Source organism: Clostridium sp. UBA871 (genome assembly GCF_002295255.1).
Taxonomy (GTDB): Bacteria; Bacillota; Clostridia; order Clostridiales; family Clostridiaceae; genus Clostridium_J; species Clostridium_J sulfidigenes.
Map to the genome: position 1 here is coordinate 293168 of NZ_DBFV01000011.1, position 25438 is coordinate 318605.

25 protein-coding genes are annotated in these 25438 nt (G+C 30.3%); 21 read left to right on the plus strand and 4 right to left on the minus strand.

Annotated features, from left to right (window positions below):
• Nucleotides 1-278 precede the first annotated feature (278 nt).
• The 15 genes from B3086_RS14605 (at nucleotide 279) to B3086_RS14675 (ending at nucleotide 14640) form a co-directional block, all read left to right on the plus strand.
• A complete protein-coding gene (locus tag B3086_RS14605; RefSeq protein WP_346893737.1) occupies nucleotides 279-557 on the plus strand; it encodes a CD3324 family protein in 279 nt (92 codons plus the stop codon).
• 129 nt (nucleotides 558-686) lie between these two features.
• The gene (locus B3086_RS14610) at nucleotides 687-1406 is read left to right on the plus strand and encodes an MBL fold metallo-hydrolase (RefSeq protein ID WP_346893739.1); all 720 of its coding nucleotides are present in this window, start codon (nucleotides 687-689) and stop codon (nucleotides 1404-1406) included.
• Between the two features lie 549 nt (nucleotides 1407-1955).
• Entirely contained in the window at nucleotides 1956-2084 is a 129-nt protein-coding gene (locus tag B3086_RS14615; protein ID WP_346847146.1) for a CGGC domain-containing protein, read from the plus strand.
• Nucleotides 2078-2674, plus strand: coding sequence for a bifunctional transcriptional activator/DNA repair enzyme AdaA (locus B3086_RS14620; protein ID WP_346893741.1), 597 nt, complete (start codon nucleotides 2078-2080; stop codon nucleotides 2672-2674). Before B3086_RS14615 ends, B3086_RS14620 begins: the two co-directional genes overlap by 7 nt.
• Nucleotides 2675-2707: 33 nt before the next feature.
• Nucleotides 2708-3181: a methylated-DNA--[protein]-cysteine S-methyltransferase gene (locus B3086_RS14625; protein WP_346893743.1), complete on the plus strand. Its 474-nt coding sequence runs from the start codon at nucleotides 2708-2710 to the stop codon at nucleotides 3179-3181.
• A 33-nt stretch (nucleotides 3182-3214) separates the two neighbouring features.
• Nucleotides 3215-3886 (plus strand): response regulator transcription factor, encoded by a 672-nt coding sequence (locus tag B3086_RS14630; protein WP_346847149.1) that lies wholly within the window; start codon nucleotides 3215-3217, stop codon nucleotides 3884-3886.
• 1 nt (nucleotide 3887) lies between these two features.
• Entirely contained in the window at nucleotides 3888-4901 is a 1014-nt protein-coding gene (locus tag B3086_RS14635) for a sensor histidine kinase (RefSeq protein ID WP_346893745.1), read from the plus strand.
• 214 nt (nucleotides 4902-5115) lie between these two features.
• On the plus strand, nucleotides 5116-5883 hold the full coding sequence (locus B3086_RS14640; RefSeq protein WP_346847151.1) for an ABC transporter ATP-binding protein: 768 nt from the start codon (nucleotides 5116-5118) through the stop codon (nucleotides 5881-5883).
• Nucleotides 5876-7849, plus strand: a complete 1974-nt coding sequence (locus B3086_RS14645; protein WP_346878411.1) for an ABC transporter permease — start codon at nucleotides 5876-5878, stop codon at nucleotides 7847-7849. The genes B3086_RS14640 and B3086_RS14645 overlap by 8 nt, the downstream gene beginning before the upstream one ends.
• A 481-nt stretch (nucleotides 7850-8330) precedes the next feature.
• A complete protein-coding gene (locus B3086_RS14650; protein ID WP_312654316.1) occupies nucleotides 8331-8831 on the plus strand; it encodes a helix-turn-helix transcriptional regulator in 501 nt (166 codons plus the stop codon).
• Nucleotides 8832-9192: 361 nt separating this feature from the next.
• Entirely contained in the window at nucleotides 9193-9978 is a 786-nt protein-coding gene (locus B3086_RS14655) for an ABC transporter ATP-binding protein (RefSeq protein ID WP_346893747.1), read from the plus strand.
• A gap of 2 nt (nucleotides 9979-9980) precedes the next feature.
• A complete protein-coding gene (locus tag B3086_RS14660) occupies nucleotides 9981-11639 on the plus strand; it encodes a hypothetical protein (RefSeq protein WP_346893749.1) in 1659 nt (552 codons plus the stop codon).
• A 76-nt stretch (nucleotides 11640-11715) separates the two neighbouring features.
• On the plus strand, nucleotides 11716-12525 hold the full coding sequence (locus B3086_RS14665; protein WP_346878413.1) for a MerR family transcriptional regulator: 810 nt from the start codon (nucleotides 11716-11718) through the stop codon (nucleotides 12523-12525).
• A gap of 374 nt (nucleotides 12526-12899) precedes the next feature.
• A complete protein-coding gene (locus B3086_RS14670) occupies nucleotides 12900-13433 on the plus strand; it encodes an NUDIX hydrolase (RefSeq protein WP_346878414.1) in 534 nt (177 codons plus the stop codon).
• 151 nt (nucleotides 13434-13584) lie between these two features.
• Nucleotides 13585-14640, plus strand: a complete 1056-nt coding sequence (locus B3086_RS14675) for a spermidine/putrescine ABC transporter substrate-binding protein (protein WP_346878415.1) — start codon at nucleotides 13585-13587, stop codon at nucleotides 14638-14640.
• A 193-nt stretch (nucleotides 14641-14833) separates the two neighbouring features.
• Here the strand turns inward: B3086_RS14675 and B3086_RS14680 are convergent, their stop codons facing one another.
• Nucleotides 14834-16306: a PLP-dependent aminotransferase family protein gene (locus B3086_RS14680; RefSeq protein WP_346893751.1), complete on the minus strand. Its 1473-nt coding sequence runs from the start codon at nucleotides 16304-16306 to the stop codon at nucleotides 14834-14836.
• A gap of 110 nt (nucleotides 16307-16416) precedes the next feature.
• Between B3086_RS14680 and B3086_RS14685 the strand changes: the two genes are divergently transcribed.
• The 3 genes from B3086_RS14685 to B3086_RS14695 all read left to right on the plus strand — a co-directional run bounded on the left by B3086_RS14685 (nucleotide 16417) and on the right by B3086_RS14695 (nucleotide 19540).
• Nucleotides 16417-17541: an aminotransferase class I/II-fold pyridoxal phosphate-dependent enzyme gene (locus B3086_RS14685; RefSeq protein WP_346893753.1), complete on the plus strand. Its 1125-nt coding sequence runs from the start codon at nucleotides 16417-16419 to the stop codon at nucleotides 17539-17541.
• Between the two features lie 4 nt (nucleotides 17542-17545).
• Nucleotides 17546-18532: an ornithine cyclodeaminase family protein gene (locus tag B3086_RS14690; protein ID WP_346847165.1), complete on the plus strand. Its 987-nt coding sequence runs from the start codon at nucleotides 17546-17548 to the stop codon at nucleotides 18530-18532.
• 138 nt (nucleotides 18533-18670) lie between these two features.
• On the plus strand, nucleotides 18671-19540 hold the full coding sequence (locus B3086_RS14695) for a PhzF family phenazine biosynthesis protein (RefSeq protein ID WP_312654290.1): 870 nt from the start codon (nucleotides 18671-18673) through the stop codon (nucleotides 19538-19540).
• A 298-nt stretch (nucleotides 19541-19838) separates the two neighbouring features.
• Here B3086_RS14695 and B3086_RS14700 read toward each other — a convergent pair whose 3' ends face one another.
• From B3086_RS14700 to B3086_RS14710, 3 genes are all read right to left on the minus strand, one after another.
• A complete protein-coding gene (locus B3086_RS14700) occupies nucleotides 19839-20882 on the minus strand; it encodes an ABC transporter substrate-binding protein (RefSeq protein WP_346893755.1) in 1044 nt (347 codons plus the stop codon).
• 74 nt (nucleotides 20883-20956) lie between these two features.
• Nucleotides 20957-21730 carry an ABC transporter ATP-binding protein gene (locus B3086_RS14705; protein WP_346891713.1) on the minus strand — a complete coding sequence of 258 codons (774 nt, stop codon included), beginning with the start codon at nucleotides 21728-21730 and terminating at the stop codon, nucleotides 20957-20959.
• A 9-nt stretch (nucleotides 21731-21739) separates the two neighbouring features.
• Nucleotides 21740-22834 carry a FecCD family ABC transporter permease gene (locus B3086_RS14710; RefSeq protein ID WP_414632294.1) on the minus strand — a complete coding sequence of 365 codons (1095 nt, stop codon included), beginning with the start codon at nucleotides 22832-22834 and terminating at the stop codon, nucleotides 21740-21742.
• 180 nt (nucleotides 22835-23014) lie between these two features.
• On the opposite strand from B3086_RS14710, the gene B3086_RS14715 reads away from it, so the two are divergent.
• From B3086_RS14715 to B3086_RS14725, 3 genes are all read left to right on the plus strand, one after another.
• Nucleotides 23015-23818, plus strand: a complete 804-nt coding sequence (locus B3086_RS14715; RefSeq protein WP_346878416.1) for an AraC family transcriptional regulator — start codon at nucleotides 23015-23017, stop codon at nucleotides 23816-23818.
• 5 nt (nucleotides 23819-23823) lie between these two features.
• Entirely contained in the window at nucleotides 23824-24561 is a 738-nt protein-coding gene (locus tag B3086_RS14720) for an alpha/beta hydrolase (RefSeq protein ID WP_346877688.1), read from the plus strand.
• Nucleotides 24562-24973: 412 nt separating this feature from the next.
• Nucleotides 24974-25297, plus strand: coding sequence for a DUF2325 domain-containing protein (locus B3086_RS14725; protein WP_346847171.1), 324 nt, complete (start codon nucleotides 24974-24976; stop codon nucleotides 25295-25297).
• The last annotated feature ends 141 nt before the right edge of the window (nucleotides 25298-25438 follow it).

Here is a 25438-nt window from a genome sequence, read left to right on the forward strand (position 1 = left end):
ATCGTAAGTAAGTGAGGTTTTTACTAAATAGAAACTAATGAATAATTAGTATTTAGAGTTTAAAATTTAGTAAATATATAAATCAATAGTTAGGAGAAAAGAGATGAAAAACTTGACACAAAAACTAGTTATTGCATTAAGCTCCAAGCAAAGACTGTAATAACACAGAACATATTTTGTTAGGAGCTGTTTTAAAAGAGAGATTTAATCAAAATAGTTTTGTGCAGTTTTTGCTTTAATATTTTTAAAAATATAAATATTAAATAGGAGCAAAGACTATGAAGTATAAAAATGCACAAAAGATATTACCTAAGGAAATTATTAAGATAATTCAACAGTATGTTGATGGAAGTTATTTATATATACCTAGAAAAAATGAAAATAGAAAAAGTTGGGGAGAGAATAGTGGGTTTAAAGATGAACTAATAGAAAGAAATACACAAATTTACAATTCATTTAATAATGGAAGTTCAGTTAAGGAATTAGCAAATAAATATTATCTTACTCAAAATAGTATTAGGAAAATTATTAGGGAATATAAAATGTATTATAAATAAAGCATGAGAGCATGTATGCTTATGGTTAGTATGTGGGAATAAATAATACATAAATATTTATAGACTAACTACATGTTTTAAATACATGATACTATTTAAGTGACTAGATTATTATTAGGAGTGATTAACATGAGTAAGATAAATATATTAGAAGTGTCTTTCAAATTTGGTGACAAAAACGATACTATTTACCCTGTAATGTTAGAAGATGAAAATGAGATGGTATTAATAGATTGTGGATATCCTGATTTTCTCAGATTGATAGAGGATGTTGCAATAAATAATGGAGTTAATATAAAAAATTTATCTAAAATAATTATAACTCATCATGATTTTGACCATATGGGAGCGTTAGCAGAATTTAAGAGACAATATCCTAGTATACAGATATTGGCATCTGAAGAAGATGCACCATATATTAATGCTAGTAAAAAATCGTTAAGACTACAACAAGCTGAAAGTATATATGATTCTTTAACAGAAAAGGAAAAAGAGCAAGCTAATTATTTTCATAAAATCCTTGAAACAGTAGAAAGTTGTAATGTAGATGTAACATTAAGAGATAAAGATTATTTAGAGTTTAGTGGAGGAATTGAAATAATAGCTACACCTGGACATATGCCAGGTCACATATCTATTTATCACAAAGAAAGTAAATCATTAATAACTGGAGATGCTTTGGTTGTAGAAAATGGAAATTTAGATATTGCACTACCTCAGTATACTTTAGACATAGAAGAGGCCAAAAGGTCTATTAAAAAGTTTTTAGATTATGATATTGATAGAATAATATGTTATCATGGTGGAATATATGAAAATGAGATAACAAAAACACTTAAAAACATTTAATATTAAAAAATAAAGATTAGAAGGTTTATTTTGTTTTAGGGATATTTGATAAAATTTATATATAAACTATGAATCTTAAAAAAGTGCTAATCTTGCGAGGATAGAGCACTTTTTTTGCTTTTAACTTCTATATAAAGACCAAGGAATTTAATCTTAATTCTTATATGATGTATAAAAAGATTATGTTTTAGAATAATCTAATTACATAAATAACTGATATACACTTTATCAAAGTATCGAACATATCCAATACCACACGCTAAGTAAAGAATTGTAATCTATGATTTGGTGTGAATCACTTACTCCTATGAACGTATGTGAATAGTGAGCTTCCTCTATGTAGAATATATACACAAGAATAGAATGTAAAAACTACATTTGCTTGTGATACGGAAGCCGTACCATAAATGACGTAGACTCTTTCGAGTACCTGAAATACCTTAGTGAAAACACTTAAAATTAGATAGCAAAATACAGGAAGAGTTATACTTTTAGTAATGCTAGAATCAAAATATAAAATAAACTTTTACGAGGAGTGGAATTATAATTATGAGTAAAATTGGTATTACTAATTGCTATAACGAAAGTAAGGAATGTACTAGCTGCGGGTGTTTTAAAGCCTTTAATGAAAGAGTAGCAGCTTTTGAGAATTATGTAAATGCTTTTAGGAGATGGTAGTTATACAAGGAAACATAGTAATATCTGAAGATGAGAAATGGAATGCAGTAATAAGTTGTAATAAGTATTATGATGGGTTATTTTACTATGCTGTGAAAACAACAGGTATTTGTTGCAGACCTTCATGTAAAGCTAAGACACCATTGAAAGAGAATATACTGTTTTTTAATAGTGTAGATGATGCTATCAAAGCAGGTTTCAGACCATGTAAATTATGCAGACCTGATATAAAGGAACATAATTTTGAACCGAATAGAGAATTAATTGAAAAAGTAAAGGAAAAGTTAATCCAGAATTATAATAAATCAATTAATTTCAGGTTTATTTCAAAGGAATTTGGTGTTAGTATTAGTCATTTAACAAGATTGTTTAAAGAATATACAGGACTAACACCTAATGAATATGTATCACAAATAAGAATAAATAAAGCGATGCAGCTTCTAAGTAAAAGTAATGATACTATTTTAGAGATTGCATATGATGTAGGATTTAAAAGTCTTTCTAATTTTTATAAATGTTTTAAACAACATGCAGGTATTGCTCCTAAGGAGTATAGAAAAAGAAATAGTATAATTGAGATAAAAGTATAACCGATGATAAAAATTTTATTAGGAAGTGTTTGTATGATTAAAAAATATTATGGTTATTATAATTCGCCTATTGGAATATTAGAAATAATTTGCTCTGAAGATTCAATACTATCAGTTATGTTTGTGGAGCAAGAAAAGTCCGTGATGAATAAAGGAAATGAAATATTAGAAAATACTATTGCTCAGTTAAATGAATACTTTAATGGAAGTAGAAAAGCATTCGATTTAAAGGTTTCATTAAATGGTACTGATTTTCAAAAGAATGTATGGAATGAACTATTGAAGATTTCTTATGGGGAAACCTTGTCCTATAAGAACTTAGCGATTAGGGTAGGAAATGAAAAAAGTGTTAGGGCAGTGGGAAGTGCAAATAGTAGAAATAAAATATGGATAATAGTACCTTGTCATAGGGTTATTGGAACTAATGGAAGTTTAACTGGATATGCTGGTGGCATAGATAGAAAGCAATGGCTTTTAAACCATGAGAAGAATATACTATCGATTTAGAAATATTAGAAAGAAAAGTAAGGTGAGCAATAAATGTATAAAATTCTAATAGTAGAAGATGATTTGATAATTGCTAAAACAGTGAAGAACCACATAAGGTCTTGGGGATTTGAGGCAGAATGTGTGACTGATTTTAAGGATGTACTTGCTGCATTTGTTTCCTATAGTCCGCAGCTTGTTCTTTTAGATATTACCTTGCCATTTTTTAATGGCTACCATTGGTGTAGTGAGATTAGAAAGGTTTCTAAGGTTCCTATTATTTTTATTTCATCAGCCTCAGATAGTATGAACATAGTTATGGCTATGAATATGGGGGGAGATGATTTTATTGCAAAGCCTTTTGACCTTAATGTGCTGACTGCAAAGGTACAGGCTTTATTACGTCGAACCTATGATTTTACAGGACAGACTAACTTGCTTGAGCATAAAGGTTCAATACTTAATATAAGTGATGCTACCTTAAATTATCACGACAGAAAAATTGAGCTTTCAAAGAATGAAAACAAGATACTGCAGATTCTTCTCGAAAATAAAGGCAAGGCTGTGTCTCGGGATACCATTATGACAAGGCTTTGGGAAACTGACAGCTATATTGATGACAATACCTTAACCGTTAATATAACAAGACTTCGTAAAAAGCTACAGGAGGCAGGCCTGTCTGATTTTATTACGACAAAAAAAGGTATAGGGTATATGGTGGAATGATATGAAGAAAATAGAGGTTTTTAATTTTATGATTTCCTATTTCAAAGTGCGTGTTAAAGGAATTATTCTATTAGGTTTGTTTTGTACCATCTTTGCACTTGTATTTTCTTTATATAATCTTCCTGTAGAGCCAGTAGTTTATGCTAGTGTACTATGTGCATGCATATGTGTTATCTTCCTTATAATAGATTTTATAGGATTATATAATAGACATAAATTGCTTCAAGATTTAAAAAGCAACATTACCTTAAGCTTTGATAAACTCCCTGAGCCTAAAGATATAATTGAAAAGGACTATAAGGGTCTTCTTACTACCCTCTATAGCAATAATATTCAGATCGCTCATAGTGCAGATATGAGTCGAAGTAATTTAATAGACTACTATACTTTATGGGCACATCAAATTAAGATACCTATTTCAGCGATGGGTCTAATTCTTCAGTGGTCGGAAAGTGAGCTAAACTCAGAGCTTTCTATGGAGCTTTTTAAGATTGAGCAGTATGTAGAGTTTGTGCTGCAGTATCTAAGACTTGAGAGCATGTCTTCTGACCTTGTGTTAAAAAAATACAGTCTCGATGATATAGTAAAGCAGGCAGTACGAAAATATGCAAGGATGTTTGTAAGAAAGAAAATTAAGTTAGATTTTAAAGAATTAAGCTGTGAGGTTTTAACGGATGAAAAGTGGCTGGTATTTGTCATTGAGCAGATTCTATCAAACGCATTGAAGTATACTAAAGTGGGAACTATTTCAATATACATGGATAATTACAGTGAAAAGACTCTTGTAATAGAAGATACGGGTATTGGCATAAGGGAAGAAGACATAAATCGTATATGTGAAAGAGGTTTTACAGGCTATAATGGTCGATGGGATAAAAAGTCTACAGGACTTGGATTATATTTATGCAAGCAGATTTTAAGTAAGCTATCTCACAGCATAGCTATAGACTCCAGGGTTGATGAAGGGACAAAAGTAATGATCAATCTGGCAACAATTGAAGTGCAAATAGAATAAGATTTTGATGCAGCCTTACAACTGTGTAAGGTTAAAGGAAGAAATGTAAGCCAAAGTTAAGGCATACATTTCTTCCTTTTGTTATACTGAACATGATAAGAAGTTAGGATATAACAGTACTAAATAAACTTTGATGGGTGCCCTAAATTAACAAGTGCCTAAAAGGCAACGAGTAAGGCAGGCTATTCAGTGTTTCGAGTGAAAGGAGAAAATTATGTCAATATTAGAAGTAAAAAAACTTAAAAAAATATATACCAGCCGTTTTGGTACAAACCATGTTCAGGCTTTATCTGATGTATCCTTTTCAGTTGAGAAGGGTGAGTACTTAGCTATCATGGGGGAGTCTGGGTCAGGTAAGACTACCCTTTTAAATATTATTGCAGCACTAGATAAGCCCTCAAGCGGCGAGGTGGTGCTGAGCGGTATAAGCAGTATGAATCTTAAGGAAAAGGAAATTTCTAAGTTTCGTCGTGATAATTTAGGCTTTGTATTTCAAGACTTTAATCTTCTTGATACCTTTTCTTTGCAGGATAATATATTTTTGCCCCTTGTTTTATCTGGTAAGTCCTTTAATGAAATGGATAATCGTTTAAAACCTATTGCAAAGAAACTTGGAATAGAAGATATTTTACAAAAATATCCTTATGAGGTTTCTGGAGGTCAAAAGCAGAGAGCTGCCGTTGCTAGGGCATTAATTACTAATCCCCAGCTTATTCTTGCAGACGAGCCTACTGGAGCATTGGATTCTCATTCAAGTGATGAGCTTCTTCACTTGTTTAATGATATAAATAAAGAAGGAGAAACCATAATAATGGTTACTCACAGTACTAAAGCAGCCAGCCATGCAAGCCGTGTGCTTTTTATAAAAGATGGAGAGGTGTTTCATCAGCTATATAGAGCTTCCATGTCCCAAGAAGAAATGTATCAAAAAATTTCCGATACACTTACTATAATTGCTACAGGCGGTGTAAAAAATGAGTAAGATGTTCTATCAAAAGCTAGCTGTAAATAATATTAAAAAGAATGGAAAGACATATTTTCCATATATACTAACGTGTATAAGCACTATTGCCATGTTTTATATCATGCATTTTATATCAGTAAATGATGGATTAAACAGTATGTCTGGGGGAAGGGAACTTAAAATAATACTCAATTTAGGCACTTATGTTATTGGTTTTTTCTCAGTGATTTTTCTTTTTTATACAAACAGCTTTCTTATAAAGAGGCGTAAAAAAGAGCTGGGTTTATATAATATTTTGGGTATGGAGAAAAAGCATATTGCTAAGTTGTTGTTTTGGGAAACCCTTTTCGTGGCAATTATAAGCATGATATTGGGACTGATATCTGGAATTGCAGTAAGCAAGCTTATGTTTTTAATACTTCTTAAGATTTTACAATTTAAGGTGCCAATGGGGTTTATTATATCAACTAACTCCATAGTTAAAACAGTTATTCTCTTTGGCTTTATTTTTGTTTTAACTCTTATAAATAATATGAGACAAATTCATCTTGCAAAACCTGTTGAGCTTCTTAAGGGAGGTCAAGTTGGTGAAAAGGAGCCAAAAACAAAGTGGATTCTTACTTTAATTGGAATTCTCAGCCTTGGAGCAGGCTACTATATTGCCTTAACTACAGAATCACCTCTAGCTGCACTTAATATGTTCTTTCTGGCAGCAATTCTTGTTATGATAGGAACTTGGGCTTTATTTACTGCAGGAAGTATTGCCCTTTTAAAAATCCTTAGAAAAAATAAGAAGTTTTATTATAAGACCAATCATTTTATAAATGTGTCTGGAATGATTTATCGTATGAAACAGAATGCAGTAGGGCTCGCTAACATTTGTATTCTTTCAACTACTGTTTTAGTGATGTTATCTACAACAGTGTCGCTGTATATTGGTATGGAGGATGTGCTTAGAACAAGATATCCAAGAGATATTTCAATAAGCGCAAAAAATATATCAAAAGAAAAGGCAGAAATGATTAATAATATTATAAAAGAGCAATCAGACAAAGATAATATTACTTTGAAAAATATAGTTAAATACCGATCTTCATCTCTAGCTATGATACAAGATAAGAATTATTTCACAGATAATGGCAGTGATTTGGACGCAAACAATTTAGGCTTCATAGAGTTTGTACCACTAAGTGAATATAATGACTTGGAAAATAAATCTATTACTTTAAAGGAAAATGAAGTGCTGCTCTTTACTTATAGAGGAGAAATAGCCGAAGACAGCATTAATATTTTAGGCAATGAGTTTAAAATAAAAGAACGTATAAATAGCATGACAGTGGATGGAATAGCCTCCGCAGTAGTTACTAATGGCTACTTTATTATCGTACCTGATGAAAAGACAATTGAAAAAATATATGCTTCTAGCACTCAGGATGATGGCAAAATGGAGGATTTATCTTATTACTTTTCCTTTGATACTGATGATAATGCGGAAAAGGAAATTGCTTTAACTAATGAAATTAATAGCAAAATAAAGCAATTATCTATTGATGCACGTTGTGAAGGCTTGGAAGAATCCAGAGAATCCTTCTTTTCTCTATACGGAGGACTTTTCTTCTTGGGGATATTCCTTGGAGCACTATTTATTATGGCTACGGTGCTTATTATATACTACAAGCAGATTTCAGAAGGCTATGATGATAAGGAGCGCTTTGAAATTATGAAGAAGGTTGGCATGAGCAAAGAAGAGATTAAAAAATCAATTGGTAACCAAGTGCTTATGGTGTTCTTCCTGCCAGTTGTAACAGCAATTATTCATATTGCCTTTGCCTTCAAGGTTATCGTGAAGCTTCTTGCAGTATTAAATCTTACTAATGTTACATTGTTTGCAATCTGCACAGCAGGAACAATTTTTGTCTTTGCTATTTTCTATGCTATTGTTTATTTTCTCACTTCACGAGTTTATTATAAAATTGTCAGCTGATTTGATTTTTAGTTAACTTTCTTATTAGATATATTACAATAGGAAGTTGAGTGGATAAATATCACTTGCAACTAAAAAAGTCATGAATTAATAACTATGAAGGATTTGGCATACAGAACCAAAGTTATAAGTATTAACGTAGATACTCAAAAAATAAACTGCAATTAAATAATTTTAAGTTAAAAATCGCGTAATTCAAGAAAGTGAATTATGCGATTTTTCGTAATACTACTAACGGATGTACTAAAAGTATTATCATCTGCAACTGATACGGAGAACTGTATCACAAATAAGTGAGTAAAGAGTTGATATGTAAAGTTAAAATGTGTTAAGTAATCAAATTCACCATATAAAAATGATATTACAAACAGTAATAAATAGTGAAATTACTATATTCTACTTATATTCTATATACTCTACCTTTGGTGGGTTTGAATATAGTAGCTTTTGGATTATCATATTATTAAAGGGAGGTGTTATTATGGATACACAAAAAATTGGACGATTTATAACAGAAGCTAGAAAAAATAAAAAAATGACTCAAGCAGAGTTTGGAGAATATCTGAATGTAACTGATAAAGCAGTTTCAAAGTGGGAATGTGGTAAGTGTATGCCCGATAGTTCATTATTTGAAGAAATAAGTAAAGTGTTGGAGGTTTCAGTTAATGAATTGCTAAAGGGTGAATTTATTGAACAGGAAAATGAAGAGGTGGAAAATAATAAAAATACAATTTTATTACTTAGTGAAATTCAAAAGCTAAAAAGAAATGAATCATTAGTTGGGGGATTATGTGCATTATTGATATCATTTATTACAGTAATTTATTCTGGAATATATAAACCAGGTATAAAAGCTTATGAACAATTTTTTGCTGGATTTATTAAAGCTATCAGTGCAGGTTGTCTTGTTATAGGAATACTTCTTATATTTAATGTATGGGTAAAGTACTCAATAAGAAATTCAAATAAAGATAAGAGATAATCGTATTTAAAATAATATATAAGAAGTTAAAGGTTTGAGAAAATAAAGTTTTGACAGGTAGGCTTTAAAATAAGTCTACCTTATCTTCCATGAATAAACCTTTATTTTACAATAAATCATTTATTTGGTACTATATTAGTGTATAAGTTACAAGGCATCTTCAAAAAATAAATAAGTCAGAATNNTCGTCTATTTTGTGTTATACTGCGTCAACAGAACCCTTAGATAGTGCTACTATCTGCGGAACCTGTTTCCTTGTCTAACTCAAAATATACTTTCCATCTTTGACTTATTATTTATTTTCAGATGCCTAAACAAAATATTAATTTTGCACATGTTGTGTTTTGAGGTGGAAAAGCTTATGGAGAATTTAGAGAGTATAATATCAATTAAAGATCTTAAAATGAACTTTGGAGATAAACGTGTCTTAAATGGAATAAATTTAGAGATACAGAGAGGACAAATAATAGGATATATAGGAACTAATGGTGCTGGTAAGAGTACAACTATAAAAATAATGCTTGGTATAATAGAAGGCTATACAGGACAGGTAAAAATATTAGGACAAGATATAAGTAATGGAAGTGTAGAGTACAAGAAGAAAATTGGATATGTTCCAGAGCTTGCTGATATATATGAAAATTTAACTGCATTTGAATATATAAGCTTTTTAGGTGGAGTATATGGCATAGATCAAGATACCCTTATTAAAAAAGCAAAAAAGCTTATGAAGTTATTTACAATTGAAGGAGCTATAAACTCAAGAATATCTTCATATTCAAAAGGAATGAAGCAAAAGCTACTAATAATATGTAGTTTAATTCATAATCCAGATATATTATTTTTTGATGAGCCTTTAAGTGGACTAGATGCTAATAGTGTAATGATATTTAAAGAAGTTATGAGTAGTCTTGCAAAGGAAGGAAAAACTATATTTTATTCTTCACACATAATGGATGTTGTGGAGAAGGTAAGTGATAGAATTGTACTTATTGATAATGGAACAATAGCTGCAGATGGAAGTTTTGAGGAGCTTAAAAATAGTGAAAAGGAAAACTCTTTAGAAGAAGTATTCAATGAATTAACAGGATTTAATGAACATGGACAAATTGCTAAAGAGTTTGTGTCTTTAGTTCAAGAGGTATAGCTATGAATGAATTTACCATATTAAGACTATTAGATAAATTTAAAGCCCTGTATAAAAAAGCTGGTGTTAATTATGATATTATGCGAATGATTTTGCAAATAAAATTAACTATGGATGGACGCAGAGTAAGTACTGTTTTGACAAATAATAATAAGTCTTCCGAAAATAAAGATAAGAATAATTATAAGCAACTACTTCTTTTTAACGGATTTTTAAGCATTTTTATTGGAATGTTAATGTTAGCTGATATGCCAGCTTTAAAAAATATAAATATTATTATAGGTGTAAATCTATTTATGATGGTATCACTTATGATATCAGATTTTTCAGCTGTTTTATTAGATGTAAAGGAAAAAAACATACTATTACCAAAGCCTGTAAATAGTAGAACCTTTAATGCGGCAAAGCTTACTCATATATGTATGTATCTACTTGGTATATCTTTGTCTCTTAATTTAATGCCTTTAATTTTTGGAACAGTAAAATATGGAGTGATATTTTTACCAATATTTTTTTTGGAAAATATACTAATAGCTTTATTAGTTGTAGTAATAACAGCATTTTTATATACTTTAGTTTTAAAGTTCTTTGATGGAGAAAAGCTAAAGGATATTATAAATTACTTTCAAATATTATTAGCATTTTTATTTACTTTTGGGTATCAGTTATTTAATAGATTTTTTACTACTATAGATATTACGGCTATCTATGTACCTAAGCTTTGGCATAGTTTAGTTCCATCTATGTGGTTTGCAGCTCCTTTTGGAATATTAATAGATGGAAATAGAAATCCTTTTTTAATATTTTTATCTGTAATGGCAATATTAGCTCCAGTAATACTAATTATCCTTTATGTTAAGAAGGTAGTACCATATTTTGAAAAGAACCTTCAAAAACTAAATGATAATGGGGGAGCTATAAGAGGTGGAGATAAAATAAGAAAAGATTTTATAGCGGGAATAATTTGCAAAGATAAAGTTGAAAAAAGCATGTTTACATTTACTAAAAATATGATATCTACAGAAAGAAACTTTAAACTTAAGGTATATCCTTCTCTTTCAATGGCTGTATTTATGCCAGTTTTATTTATTTTTACAGATAGAGATAAATCCTTTATTGAAACTATTCAAACAAGCTATGGTGGAAAAGTACATTTATTAATGTATTTAACTGTATTAATGCTATGCTTCTGCACTGCTTATATAAACAATAGTGATAATTATAAAGGTGCATTTATATATAAGGTATTACCAATAAAAGATCCAGGAGTAATATTAAAAGGAGCAATAAAAGGAACCTTATTTAAATTAGTTATACCAGTTTATTTATTTACGGCTATAGTGTTTTTAATATTAAAGGGACCATCAATAATCTTAGACTTAATTGTAATGTTTTTAGTCCTTTTAATATCATCATTAGTTTATTTTAAACTATCAAATAAGATGATGCCTTTTAGTGTGAAATTTGCTTCAACTGATAGTGGTAAGCTTATAGGCCCAGGGGCGATTACATTTGTGCTTATTGGGATATTTGCTGCAATACACATAATAATTAGAAATAATATTACCTTTATAGGAGCATTTATAGCAACTCTTTTTGTAATTAATATAATTATTTGGAAAATCAGCTTTAAAATAAGTTGGAAAGATATAGGGATATAATATTGACTCTCACATGGTGTTAGGCATTATTCTAAAGATGTCATTCGAATGGCAGTAATTTATAGGAGTTGATTTTATGTTCAAGATTGGAGATTTTTCTAAGTTGACCAGGGTATCTGTCCGTATGCTCAGATATTATGATGAAGTTGGACTTTTTAAGCCTTCTAAAATTGATGACTTCACAGGTTATAGATATTATTCGGCAAAACAGATTTCAGATATTAACCTAATAGTATCATTGAGAGATATGGGTTTTAATGTGGCTGATATAGCAGTATGTATGAAGGAAAAGTCTGAGGAAAAGCTAGAAGATATTTTAAAAGTGAAAGGTGAAGAAATTAAGGATAATATAAGAGCTGAGGAAATAAGACTTGAAAAAATCAACTTCGCCATTAAGGATATGAAAAAGGAGAGGGTTAATATGAGTTACAATGTTACATTAAAATCAATACCTAGTTACAAGGTTATTTCTTTGAGGGATACTATACCAGCTTATAATGCAGAAGGCATGCTTTGGGAAAGGTTAGATAAATACATTGTATCAAAAAACATTCATTGCAACGACATTGCTTATGCTACTTATCACGATGAGGACTATAAAGAAGGTGAAGTTGATGTAGAGGTAGTAATGGGCGTTGACAAGCTTATTGAGAATGAAAATGAGTTTATATTCAAGGAAACTGAAGTAGTGGAGAAAGCTGTTAGTATATTAGTTCCAGGAGATTATTCTAATTTAGCACCAGCATACAACTTTTTAGGAAATTGGATTGAGGAAAATGGATATAGTATAGTTGGAAATCCACGCCAAGTTGCTATAAAAGGACCTTGGAATGAAGGGAATAAAGAGGATTATTTGAGTGAAATACAGATACCAGTAAAAAAATAAAGAAGCTTAAAAAAATGGCTGTACATGATGATTTAGTTATCATTATGTGCAGCCACTTTATTTAAATTAGAAAAAATTTAGAAGCCTTTAATAATTTGTGGATATAAATTGTTTTTGACTAAAAAGTCTACGTTATGCCAATTACAGTGAATCGTATCATAAGTAAGCCTCCAAATCTTTGATTTAGTTAGGCGAACTTACTCAGCGAACGAAGTGAGTCGAGTTTCCTTTAAGACCAAGTACAATTTCTAGCCTTAGGCATTGATATGACTTAACTAGGGCTGTTATTATACGTGAAAATACTGTAACATAAGTAATGAGATATAATAAACTTATCAGTAGATATAATAATATATATTATGGGAGGTATGAATATGGAACTTTGGGATGTATATGATATTAATCGAAATAAAACAAATGAAACTATGGTTCGAGGTGAACCTATTGAAAAAAATAATTATCATTTAGTTGTGCATGTATGTGTTTTTAATTCAGATGGTGAGATGCTAATTCAACAGAGACAACCTTTCAAAGAAGGTTGGTCAAATATGTGGGATATAACAGTAGGTGGAAGTGCTATAAAAGGTGATACAAGCCAATCAGCAGCTGAAAGGGAATTGTTTGAGGAAATTGGGTTAAGAGTAGATTTTAAAAATATTAGACCTCATATTACCATGAACTTTAACAATGGATTTGATGATATTTATTTAATTGAACAAGATGTTGATATCGATGAACTATCATTGCAGTATGAAGAAGTTCAGAAAGTGAAGTGGGCGTCTAAAGAAGAGATATTTTCAATGATAGATAGTGGTGAATTTATACCATATTATCAGAGTTTGATACAACTATTTTTTGATGCTCGAAAAAAATATGGTACTGTCAATGAAAATAAGTATACTCTGTAACTTAGCACATTCCAATATTTTTTCTTAGGGCTATTAGATGAATTAAATAATAAATACTATACAATTAGACATATATTTAAAATAATGTTATAATCCGAAAGAATATTTAGGATTTAAATAATATATAAAATCATGTGGGAGGAAGTGTAGTATGAAAAAATTATTTAAATTATTGAGCCTATCAACATGTCTTTTAATGATGTTGGTGGTTTTTGCAGGTTGTAGTAAAGATTCTTCTAAAGAAATAAGCTTTTTCAATTATGGTGAAAATATAGATGAAGAAACTGTAAAAGAATTTGAGAATGAATATGGCATAAAGGTTAATGTAGAAACCTTTGATGATATGGAAACTATGTATCAAAAAATTAGTCAGGGCGGTGTGAACTATGATGTTATATTAGTATCTGATGTTTTAATGCCTAGAATGATAAAAAGTAAGTTTGTTCAAGAATTAAATAAAGATAATATACCTAATATATCTCAAATGGATGAAGCCTATTTAAATCTAGAAATAGATCCAGGTAATAAATATTCAGTTCCTTATATGTTTGGAACAGTAGGACTTATTTATAATAAAGATGTAGTAAAAGAAGAAGTGGATAGCTTCGATATATTATGGGATGAAAAGTATAAAGATAAGATTTTTATGTTTGATACCTATAGAGACACCATAGGAGTGGCTTTAAAGAAACTTGGATATTCTTTAAATTCAACTGATCCAAAAGAAATTGAAGAAGCTAAAGAGCTACTATTAAATCAAAGGAAATTAGTTAATCCAATATATGGGATTGATAATGGAACTGTAATGATTCCAGCAGGAGAGTCTGATATAAACATGATTTGGTCTGGAGAGGGATTAAATCTTCAAGCTGAATACACTAATTTAGTTTATGTAGTACCTAAGGAAGGGGCAAACTTCTGGATTGATAGTTTATGCATACCTTATAATGCTAAAAATGTTGATGGCGCTGAAAAGTTCATAAACTTTGTAAGTGATAAGGAAAGTGCATTAAGAATAGCTGATGAAATAGGGTATACAACTCCTAATAAAGAAGCAAGACTTGAACAACCAGAGGAAGTTAGAAATAATCCTAATGCATATATGACTAAAGAAATAATGGATAGATGTGAAATCTATGTTGATTTTCCTAGTGATGTGAAAAAGGTATATGATGATGCATGGATACGCATAAAATCAAGTAATTAGATGTTACAGAAACAATATGTTCCGCCAAGTTGCTATAAAAGGGCCTTGGAATGAAAGAAATACAGAGGATTATTTCAGTGAAACACAGATACCAGTAAAAGTAACGGGCTTATAAAAATGGCTGTACATGATAACCTAATTATCATGTGCAGCCGTACTATTTAGGTTAGAAAAACTTAGGAGTTTTTAATAATTAATTTATTATTCTTTTAATAATTACAGAAAGTTTTTTCAATCCCTCTTCCATATCTTGATTTGATGCATAAGAGTAAGAAAGACGTATACAATTATTTTTCTTAAAACTATATATATCACCAGGATTAATTAATACATTCTCTTTAAGTGCTTGATCAAAAACCTTATCTATAGACAAAGGTTTATTTAATTTCAACCATATATAGAAACCGCCTTTAGGAATATTCCAAGTTGCAATATCAGAAAAATATAAATCAAGTAAATGAAGCATAAAAGAACATCTTTCTTTTAGTTGTTTTCTAAGTGTTTGAATATGAATATCGTATAGTCCACTATTAAACCATTCATTCATTATCCATTGGGATAATGAACTTGCACCATAGTCAGTTTGCATTTTTATGTCTCCAAGACGCTCTACAATAGATTCAGGACCTACTATCCATCCAATTCTAAAGCCTGGTGCTAGTGATTTAGATACGCTTCCCATGTAAAGAACATTTCCAGTATTGTCTATTGCTTTAATTGGAAGGGGAGTAGCCTCATCAAAATATAATTCTCTATAAACATCATCTTCAATAATTGGAAGTCGATTTGATTTACACCATCTAAGCAATTCACTTCGTCTATTCTCACTCATAGTAATTCCAGTTGGATTATGAAATGTAGGAATTGTATATAGTATAGACTTTCCCTTTTTTAATATAGTATCATCTATCATCCATGGCATTATACCATCTTTATCCATAGGAACATTTCTCATGGTAATACCTGAGAAGTCAAAAACTCTCAATGATTTAATATATGATGGCTCTTCTACGAGGACAACAGAATTTGGTCCTAGTATACTAAGAGAAATAAGTTGCAGAGCTTGAAGTGAGCCTGATACTATTAAAACTTGTGATGGTTCTACCTGTAAATTGAATTTTTTTAGATACTTACATAATTCAACTCTAAGTTCATATAGGCCAAGCGGACCTAAATAATTATAAGAAACATTTCGATCAGATACTCTTTTAAGAACATCAGTCATCATATCATGAGGAAATTGATCTGGTGACATTTCTCCTGTTCCAAGACGAATTATTGGTTCAATAAATTCGAATTTATACATAGCTTGTATTATTGGATTATTGGGTCTATGTATCCCATGTTCTATGTAATTTTTCCAATCGGGTGTACTGCTGTCAATAAGAAGAGACCATGTATTATTTACTATGGTTGTGCCTTTACCAAAGGAGGAGTCAATAATGCCAAGTGATGTCAGTTCAGATAGAGCCTCAACTATTGTGCTTCTGTTTACTTCAAATAACTCGGCCATTTTACGTTGAGATGGTAGCTTTTGACCAACTACCCAATCCCCTTTTGCAATTCGTTCTTTAAGATATCCAATTATTTGCTTTGTTAAAGTAATATCTGAGTTCTTATCGGGTTTCCAATTTATTATTACAGTTTCATTAAATTTGGTACTCATAATTTGCTCCTTTTGCTAACTTGGATGGGTATTATATTTTCTTTGGTTGGATATTTTATAGTCATTATATTGTATTATTATAATAAATTCAAGAAAGGAATGATTATAGTATGAAATTAAGAGATTTTAAATTAGAAGTATTTTTTGGAAAGCATGAGTTTTCAGCACCATATTTACTTACGCAATCAGATTGTGCTTCTATGAGTATGAAAGAATTACTTGCTTATGAACCTGGTGCTGAAGAAGAATTTTTAAATGGAGGGCTTGGATATACTGAAGTGGCTGGAAGCCCATATCTTAGGGAGGTTATATCTAGTTTATATTCTACAATTACACCTGAAGAAATAGTAGTGCATGCAGGAGCTCAAGAACCAATATTTAATTTTGCCAACGTGTTATTGGAAAAAGGTGATCATGTAATATGTCAGTTCCCTATTTATCAGTCATCATTCGAAGTTCCAAATTCAATAGGTTGTGAAGTTTCAAAATGGTCATTGGAACAAGGTGAGAATGGTTGGACAATTGATATAGATAAATTAGAAGACATGATAAAACCAAACACTAAGCTTATCTGCTTGAATAGCCCAAATAATCCAACTGGTTATACTTTGAAAAAAGAAGAAATAGAAAAGATAGTTGAAATAGCAAGAAGATATGATTTATATGTTTTCTGCGATGAAGTTTATAAAGGTGTAGAATTAGATGGAGAAAAGCGTCCATGGTTTGCAGACTGTTATGAAAAAGGAATTTCTCTTGGTGTTATGTCTAAGGCATATGGTTTAGCGGGATTAAGACTTGGTTGGATTGCTACAAAAGACCTTGAAATTATTGAAAAAATGAAAAAAATGAAGCATTATACAAGTATTTGTACAAGTGCACCATCTGAATATCTTTCTATGGTTGCACTTAAACATAGTGATGAAATACTTAATAAAAATAGAAGTATAATTGAATCAAACCTTAAAATAGCTGATAAGTTCTTTAGTAAATATTCAGATCTTTTTGAATATAACAGACCAATGGCAGGCCCAGTGGCTTTTCATAAGATGAATATAGAAATGCCAATTCATGATTTCTGTGAAACACTTGTTGCAGAAAAAGGTGTACTTTTACTTCCATCAAGTATTTATGGATTTAAAGGACAATATTTTAGAATGGGTTATGGTAGAGATAATTTTGAAGAAAGCCTTAAGAAGTTCGAGGAATATTTGATTGAAAAAAATACGTGTAGGTGATTAGATGGAGACATTGATTTTATCAAAACAAGATGTAGGAATGCTTATCAATATGAAAGATGCAATAGCTTCTGTTGAACAAGCATATACAGACTACTGCAGTAATATGGTTATTCAGCCACCTATTGTATCAATAGAAGATGAAGAAAACAATGGAGAACTTGATATAAAGACATGCTATTCGAAATCTAATCAATTCATAAGTATAAAAAGTGCATCTGGATATTGGGATAATCCAAAGGTTTATAATTTGCCAACGATGCTGGCAACAATTATGTTGATTGATGGGAAAACCGGTTATCCGTTATGTATAATGGATGGAAGTTTGATTACTGGATATAGGACAGGTGCTGCTGGTGGATTATCTGCTCGCCTTTTAGCAAGAAAGAATTCTAAGAAAGTGGCTATCATTGGTTCTGGAAATCAAGCTCGTATGCAACTCAAAGCTATATGCGAAGTTTTGAATATTGAATCTGTAAAAGTTTGGGACACTAATACTGAATTATTAGCAGCATATAGAGAAGAAATCTCTAAATCACTTAATTTATTAGTTGAAACATGTGAAACTGCAAAAGATGCTGTTATTGATGCTGATATCATTGTAACGACGACACCAAGCAAAAATATGATTGTCAAAGATGAATGGATAAAGGAAGGTACTCATATTATTGCCATAGGTGCTGATATGGCTGGTAAACAGGAGCTTGATCCTAAAATATTTAGTCGATCAAAAATTTATGTTGATTCAATATATCAGTGTGTGGAACGCGGTGAGACAAGAAATGCGATTATGTCCGGAGACATAAAAACCACGGATATTTACGCTGAGTTAGGAGAAGTTTTGCTTAAGAGTAAGCAAGGAAGGGATAATGACACCCAGGTCACAATTTTTGATGCCACAGGAATGGGTATTCAGGATAATACTTTGGCAGATTTGATATATAACAAAGCATTATCTATGGGTATTGGATCTAAAATAAAGTTGTTGTAACAATAGCCATCCCCCACATCAGCTTTCCAATACCCGTACATAATATTTTTGATAAAATTTGTTATTAATAATATTAATATTTAAGAAAGGTAGGTTTGAGGAGAAGATGCTCCATGACATCTTCTCCAAAGAATGAAAATGAAAATTAAAGCTTTTACTTTAAACTCATTTGCAAAATCCATGGAGGGTGGAAATCCGGCAGCAGTTGTTTTTGATGCTGATCACCTATCCGAAGCAGATATGAAAAAAATTGCTGAAAAAATAGGTTTTAGCGAGACTGCTTTTGTAATGAATTCAAATTTAGCAGATTTTAAAGTACGCTTTTTTACTCCTGCAGAAGAAGTAGACCTTTGCGGACATGCAACTATAGGCGCATTTTACATGCTATTAAGTGAAAAACGTATTACACCAGGACACTATACACAGGAAACAAAGGCAGGCATTCTTAACGTATATGTTAAGGAAGATATGTCAATTATTATGAATCAGTCACTTCCGACTTTCTTTGAGACATTAGACAGAGAAGAAATTGCAGGCTCGTTGAATATTTCTGTAGCTCAAATAGATGCAAATTTCCCATTACAAATTGTATCTACTGGTTTGAAAGATATTATTGTTCCTATTAAAGATTTAAGCATTCTAAGTAGCATTAAACCTGATTTTGAAAAGGTAGCTGCAATCAGCAAAAAATATGATGTTGTAGGGTATCATCTGTTTACACTTGAATCGTTACATAATTCAAATGCTCACACTAGAAATCTTGCACCTCTTTATGGCATACCTGAAGAGTCTGCCACTGGTACTTCAAATGGAGCACTAGCTTGCTATATGCTAAAATATGGTGCATTAAGCCAACAAACTGTAGATAATGTTATAATTGAACAAGGTTATTCTATGGACAAACCTTCAGAGATATTGGTCTCATTATCAACTCTAGGAGATAAGATTGAAGAAGTCAGAGTAGGTGGAAAAGCATTAAATATTTCTGAAATAGAAGTTGAAATTTAGTGTTTTAGCAGTTGATAATGGTAGAAAAGGACGGTTGTACCTGTTTTGCTTAAAACAATATATTTAATACATATATGACTAAAGAAATAATGGATAGATATGAAATCTATGTGGATTTTCCTAGTTATGTGAAAAAGGTATATGATGATGTGTGGATACGCATAAAATCAAGTAATTAGAAATCATCTATAGTATTATATAACAATAAAAAAGAGAGTAGATAAATTTGTGTTTATACAAATCTATTTATTCTATAATAAAAATGCTTAGTGAGTCAACACTAAGCATTTTTTACATTTTAGCTTTTAAATATTTCGGGATAGAAGTCTTTAGCCAATTTTTCTAAGCAATCGAAGGTTCTGTAGCCATATCCCATAAGTTCAGTGTATTCAACAGAAACGATATTTTTATTCTTTATAGCTTCAACACTTTGAAGTGTAGGTTCGGCTAATAGCCTATCTACGGCATCAACATCTACTGAAGCATTTTTATTTGCTGTTACATAAACAATATGGTCAGGGTTAGAAGAAATTATATTTTCTAATGATATAGAACCCCCTTTTTCAATAACGTTATCCGAATTTAACACATTTAACATTTCCTTTTGTAATGAAGCATTAGCACCATAAGCAGTAAAGGATTCTCCATTATAATTAACTATTAGCATAACCTTTTTTCTTTCACTAGTGGTTGGAACTTTTGATTTAATGTTATCAAATGAATTCTGAAGTGAGTCAGCTAATTTATTAGCTTTATCTTGAACATCGAACATAGTACCTACGTTCCTAACATCTTGAATAATTGTGTCTAAAGAAATATGGGCATTCATTTTACTTGCCAATTGAACGTAAGTATTAATACCAACTTCATTTAAACTTGGTATTGAACCATATCTATCATCTTTAAATGAAGCAGATCTTCCGATTACTAAATCTGCACCTGAGCCAACAACAACTTCTTTAGCAACATCACCTTTGTTAGCAATTGCAGGTATAGATTCGTAGTCTGCTTTTAAATTTTCTAACATAGGAGTATCTAAGTCACCTGTTCCAATTATAGAATCCTTTAACCCTAAAGTTAAAAGTAGTTCAGTTGAAGTTTGATTATTAGTTATAACTTTCTTTGGAGCTTCATTAAAAGTCTGTTTGTACACATTTCCTTCAGAATCAAAAGCATCAAAGGTTATTGGATAAGTTGTTTTATTAGTTGATGCAGCTGTAGAAGTGCTAGTTTGCTCTTGCTTTGATGGTGAGTCTACATTTTCAGTTTTATTACTGCAGCCTACAAAGACTACAGCAGATAGAGCTAATGATGTAAGTAAAAGTAAAGTTTTTTTATTCATGATAATTCTCCTCTCGATTTTCATATTAAAAGTTTTAATTTTTATATAATAGAATAATTAGTTATAGTTTTTGTTTAATGTAATGATGGTGGTAAGTATTCAATAGAAAGCTTTTTAGTAGCTGGATTTATGTGAACAATAGATTCAACATCATATACTTCTTTAATTGTTTTTTCTGTTATAACTTCATTTGGAATCCCGTTATACACAATAACTCCATCTTTCAAAACATAAAGCTCATCACAAAATTGAGAAGCTAATGTTAAATCATGCAAAGCAGCTAAAACACATATATTTAAATTTTTAACTATTGACATAACTTCTAGTTGATACTTTATATCTAGATGATTAGTGGGCTCATCTAAAATTAATATTTTAGGGTTTTGAGTTATTGCTCTAGCCAATATAACTCTTTGCTTTTCCCCTCCAGATAATAGGCTGAAGTTTTTTTGAGCAAAATCTATCATTCCAACTTGAGATAAAGCTTTAAGTGCAAGATCATAATCATTTTTATTATCCTGCTCTAATAAACCTTTATAAGGAGCCCTACCCATTAGAACTATATCTATAACTTTAAAATCAAAGTTAATATTGTTAAATTGGCTAACCACTCCAAGAGTTTTAGCAAGAGATTTTTTGTTGTAATTTTTTATATCCTTATCAGATATAAAAACATCTCCAAAGGTTGGCTTTATTACACCATAAACAGCTTTCAATAATGTTGATTTTCCACTCCCGTTTGGACCTATTAAGCCTATGAACTTATTACTTGTAACTGCTAAATCAATTCCTTTTACAATTTCTTTTTTGGATAAATTCACCCTTAATTCTTTAATTTTCAAATCCATTAAAATCACCTACTTATCTCCATATCCGAAGCCCTTTCTCAATAAAATGTAAACAAAGAAGGGTGCTCCAACTAAACCAGTAATAATACCAATGGATAATTCAGCATTAGGGATGATTATTCTAGCAAAAACATCAGCCCAAATTAAGAATATAGAACCTAAAAGTATTGAAGTTGGAATTAGCCTTTTATGATCAGACCCAACTATAGATCTTGAAATATGGGGAATTATTAATCCTACAAAGCCTATAATCCCGCAATTAGCTACTAAAATACCTGTTAGTAATGATGTGATTATCATATAAATTTTTCTGTATAAATTTAAATTAAGCCCTAAAGTCATTGAGGCTTCATCACCCATTAACATTAAGTTTAAAGTTCTTCCTTGAGTTAAGAAAAATAAACAACATATAGTTACAGCTAAAATTACAAAACCTATATTTTGCCACTTAGCAGTTGCCAAAGAACCCATTGTCCAGAATTTTACCGTTTGCATACCTTCAGCATTACTAGCAATAGAAATTATAAAATTAGATAAAGATGTACATAATGCACTGACTACAGTTCCAGAAAGGACTAATTTGGAAGATGACATTTTATTTCCCATTGAGGATAATACCAATACCAAGATAGAGGCACTTAAAGCACCTAAAAATGCCCAAAATGATACACTGCTTATGGAAAAGAGACTAAATGAGCCCAATCCTAACATTATAGAGAAGGTTGCACCTAGTGATGCACCAGAAGAAATTCCTAAAATATATGGCTCAGCTAGAGGGTTTTGAACAGTTGCCTGCATTATTGTTCCGCATACAGCAAGTCCAGCTCCAACAACAATTGCAAGTAAAACTCTAGGCATTCTAATTAACCAAATAACATTATAAGTAGATATATTACTTACTTTGGCAGCATCACCTAAGGATAATCCAAATAGTTCATTTAAGATTATGCTATAGGATACAGAAGGTTTTATTCTAAGTGAACCAAAGGATACTGATAAAATTACAGAAATAAATAATAATATAATTAAGCCTAAGATAAATAAATTGAAGGATTTTTTTATCTTTTGGTTTTTCTCATAAGAAGCATTTAAAATATCTTTCACATTTAACATCCTTTCTTGAACTCCTACTAAAAATGAGGTAAACTTATTCTAGAGAATTAAATGATAATAATTATCAATTTCATTAACTATTATAATATAGAAAAAATCGTAATAGAATATACTAAAATAAAAACATGGACAATTATTTAAAGTTATATGTATTGAAAGGAGCCTATTTACTTGAAAAATGTTAATAAAGGTGATTTATTAAAAGAATTTAGAAAAAATACTTTTGAAGTTTTTAGAATAGAAAGGTTTATCAAGAATTCTATGTCATCGAAAAATGGTTATACAACTAATCTCTCAGCATTCATTTTTACTATAAGAGGAAGAGCCCAAATAGAGTTTGATAATGAGGTCTATATTGCTGAAAGAGGAAAGGTGATTCATGGATGTAAAAATAAAAACATATCCTTTAAGGTTTTAGGAGATGAAGAATTTGAATATATGAATATCTATTATATGGCAGATAAATGTATTAAGCCTGATTCTTATATGAATTCAACCTTCGAATTTGACGTAATAAATTATGACGAGATATTGAAATCCTTGTATGAGCTTAAAGAAATATCTTCAAAACAACAATTAACATCGAAAGTAAATCTTCAAATACAAACCTCATTATTTTTAAGAGAACTCTTTACTGATCATAACTACAAAAAGGGATTAAGTGAAAAAGATTTTACCATAGATGTAAGTGAATTTATTTCACAAAACTATATGGAAGAGATTACATTAGGCACGCTTTCAGAAAAATATGGAGAGAAAGCTAATAGAATATCATACTTATTCAATAAGTATTTAAATATTCGTCCCATAGATTATTTAATCCAATGCAGAATGACTGCTGCATTCAAGTTATTAAATGAAGGTTTTGCAGTAAAGGAAGTTTCAAAAAAGATTGGCTATAATGATGAATTCTATTTTAGTAGGTTATTTAAAAAAAATTTTGGAGTTACTCCAAGCAAGTTAAAGAAAGGGTAGAAGATATGCGAGGAAGAATTTTAACGAGGACAGTTTTTGATAGAGAGATTTTCATGTATTTACCATGGGAGTATGATATATCTGATAAAAAATATCCTGTAGTTTATGTTCATGATGGTGATAAATTTAGAAAGTTTTTAGGTGGAATAATTGATGAAATAGAAGATAAATTTGAAAATAAATCTTTAGAGGAACATATAATAATTGGAATTACACCTTTTGACAGATTAAATGAATATACCCCTTGGGCAGCAGAATCTAACCATGAAAGATTTCATCCATTTGAGGGCATGGGGGATGAATACTTAGAATTTTTAATAAGCGATTTACAAACCTATATTGAAAAAGAGTTTAGAGTAAGCAGTAATAAGAATGATAGAAAAATTATGGGACATTCTCTTGGAGCTTTGATTTCTTTATATTCAGTTTTCAAAAATGATAATTATAGTAAGGTAGCAAGTATATGTGCATCTCAATGGTATGATGGATGGATTAAATTTATTCAGGAAGAAATTTTAGTAAATGATGATTTTAGACTTATTATTATTGCTGGAAGAAAGGAGGGACATAGCAAGACTACAATTCAGAAGGACATGCCTAAGTTTTCTAGTATGTCCTATGGAATATTTAAGAAACATATAGGAGAAGAAAATGTAGAAATGGTTTGGGATGATTATGACCACCACGAAAATATATTAAATAGAAATAAAATTGCTTTGGAATTTTTAATGAGAAAAGATTAATTAGTTTGATAATTACAAGAAGGAATTTTTGTATTTCATTGCAACTTGATAATGTTAGGATAAGAACTTTATACTAAAGTTATATTGACACAACATAGCTTTAGTAGTAAACTGAAAGATAAGTTAGTTGATGCTAACTTATCTTTTTACAGTTAAGTAAGCAATGGCTAACTCACTTTCTTAAAGGTAGTTAAGTATTTACCTAATTTTATTTTAGTAGTAGGTAAGCCGAAGCTAACTATATAACTATTTAAGTATGTAAATAGTTAACATCATAAATATGCAAAATTAAAATACTTAGACATTTTAAAATTTCTTATTATAACATCTTAATATTTTAAAATTCTAGAAGTACATAGCTATATATACATAAGAGCTTATATAAATAATATAAATTTTAGGAGGTAAAGAAATGAGTATAGTAATAATTGGTGGTCATGATAGGATGGTTTCTGAATATAAAAAGATATGCGATAAATATAATTGTAAGGCTAAGGTGTTTACACAAATGCCAGGTCGCTTTAAATCTCAAATAGGATGTCCAGATTTATTAGTAATGTTTACTAACACAGTATCTCATAAAATGGTTAATGCAGCTATGCAAGAGGCAGCAAGAAAGAATATCAGTATAGCAAAATCTCATAGTAGTAGCTCTAGCTCTTTAAAGAGTATATTAGAAACTCATTGTTTAAATTGTTCTGGGGATTGCGAAAACTGCACTAAACATAGTAATTAAATATAAAGTTAAATTAAGGAAACATTTTTGGGGTAGAGTTTAATCTTTTAGCACTTTACCCCGATGACAAAAATCGCCTAAAGTATTGTATTAATTTTCTGAATATGATACGTTTTTGTTATGGATATTTTTAGAAGGGTG

Excerpts from the sequence above, each read along its gene's own strand:
- B3086_RS14655 (WP_346893747.1), top strand. The coding sequence starts at position 9,193 with ATGGAGAATTTAGAGAGTATAATATCAATTAAAGATCTTAAAATGAAC.
- B3086_RS14680 (WP_346893751.1), bottom strand. The coding sequence starts at position 16,306 with ATGAGTACCAAATTTAATGAAACTGTAATAATAAATTGGAAACCCGAT.
- B3086_RS14700 (WP_346893755.1), bottom strand. The coding sequence starts at position 20,882 with ATGAATAAAAAAACTTTACTTTTACTTACATCATTAGCTCTATCTGCT.
- B3086_RS14610 (WP_346893739.1), top strand. The coding sequence starts at position 687 with ATGAGTAAGATAAATATATTAGAAGTGTCTTTCAAATTTGGTGACAAA.
- B3086_RS14605 (WP_346893737.1), top strand. The coding sequence starts at position 279 with ATGAAGTATAAAAATGCACAAAAGATATTACCTAAGGAAATTATTAAG.
- B3086_RS14635 (WP_346893745.1), top strand. The coding sequence starts at position 3,888 with ATGAAGAAAATAGAGGTTTTTAATTTTATGATTTCCTATTTCAAAGTG.
- B3086_RS14630 (WP_346847149.1), top strand. The coding sequence starts at position 3,215 with ATGTATAAAATTCTAATAGTAGAAGATGATTTGATAATTGCTAAAACA.
- B3086_RS14725 (WP_346847171.1), top strand. The coding sequence starts at position 24,974 with ATGAGTATAGTAATAATTGGTGGTCATGATAGGATGGTTTCTGAATAT.
- B3086_RS14670 (WP_346878414.1), top strand. The coding sequence starts at position 12,900 with ATGGAACTTTGGGATGTATATGATATTAATCGAAATAAAACAAATGAA.
- B3086_RS14675 (WP_346878415.1), top strand. The coding sequence starts at position 13,585 with ATGAAAAAATTATTTAAATTATTGAGCCTATCAACATGTCTTTTAATG.
- B3086_RS14640 (WP_346847151.1), top strand. The coding sequence starts at position 5,116 with ATGTCAATATTAGAAGTAAAAAAACTTAAAAAAATATATACCAGCCGT.
- B3086_RS14625 (WP_346893743.1), top strand. The coding sequence starts at position 2,708 with ATGATTAAAAAATATTATGGTTATTATAATTCGCCTATTGGAATATTA.
- B3086_RS14620 (WP_346893741.1), top strand. The coding sequence starts at position 2,078 with ATGGTAGTTATACAAGGAAACATAGTAATATCTGAAGATGAGAAATGG.
- B3086_RS14720 (WP_346877688.1), top strand. The coding sequence starts at position 23,824 with ATGCGAGGAAGAATTTTAACGAGGACAGTTTTTGATAGAGAGATTTTC.
- B3086_RS14705 (WP_346891713.1), bottom strand. The coding sequence starts at position 21,730 with ATGGATTTGAAAATTAAAGAATTAAGGGTGAATTTATCCAAAAAAGAA.
- B3086_RS14665 (WP_346878413.1), top strand. The coding sequence starts at position 11,716 with ATGTTCAAGATTGGAGATTTTTCTAAGTTGACCAGGGTATCTGTCCGT.
- B3086_RS14685 (WP_346893753.1), top strand. The coding sequence starts at position 16,417 with ATGAAATTAAGAGATTTTAAATTAGAAGTATTTTTTGGAAAGCATGAG.
- B3086_RS14660 (WP_346893749.1), top strand. The coding sequence starts at position 9,981 with ATGAATGAATTTACCATATTAAGACTATTAGATAAATTTAAAGCCCTG.
- B3086_RS14615 (WP_346847146.1), top strand. The coding sequence starts at position 1,956 with ATGAGTAAAATTGGTATTACTAATTGCTATAACGAAAGTAAGGAATGT.
- B3086_RS14650 (WP_312654316.1), top strand. The coding sequence starts at position 8,331 with ATGGATACACAAAAAATTGGACGATTTATAACAGAAGCTAGAAAAAAT.
- B3086_RS14645 (WP_346878411.1), top strand. The coding sequence starts at position 5,876 with ATGAGTAAGATGTTCTATCAAAAGCTAGCTGTAAATAATATTAAAAAG.
- B3086_RS14690 (WP_346847165.1), top strand. The coding sequence starts at position 17,546 with ATGGAGACATTGATTTTATCAAAACAAGATGTAGGAATGCTTATCAAT.
- B3086_RS14695 (WP_312654290.1), top strand. The coding sequence starts at position 18,671 with ATGAAAATTAAAGCTTTTACTTTAAACTCATTTGCAAAATCCATGGAG.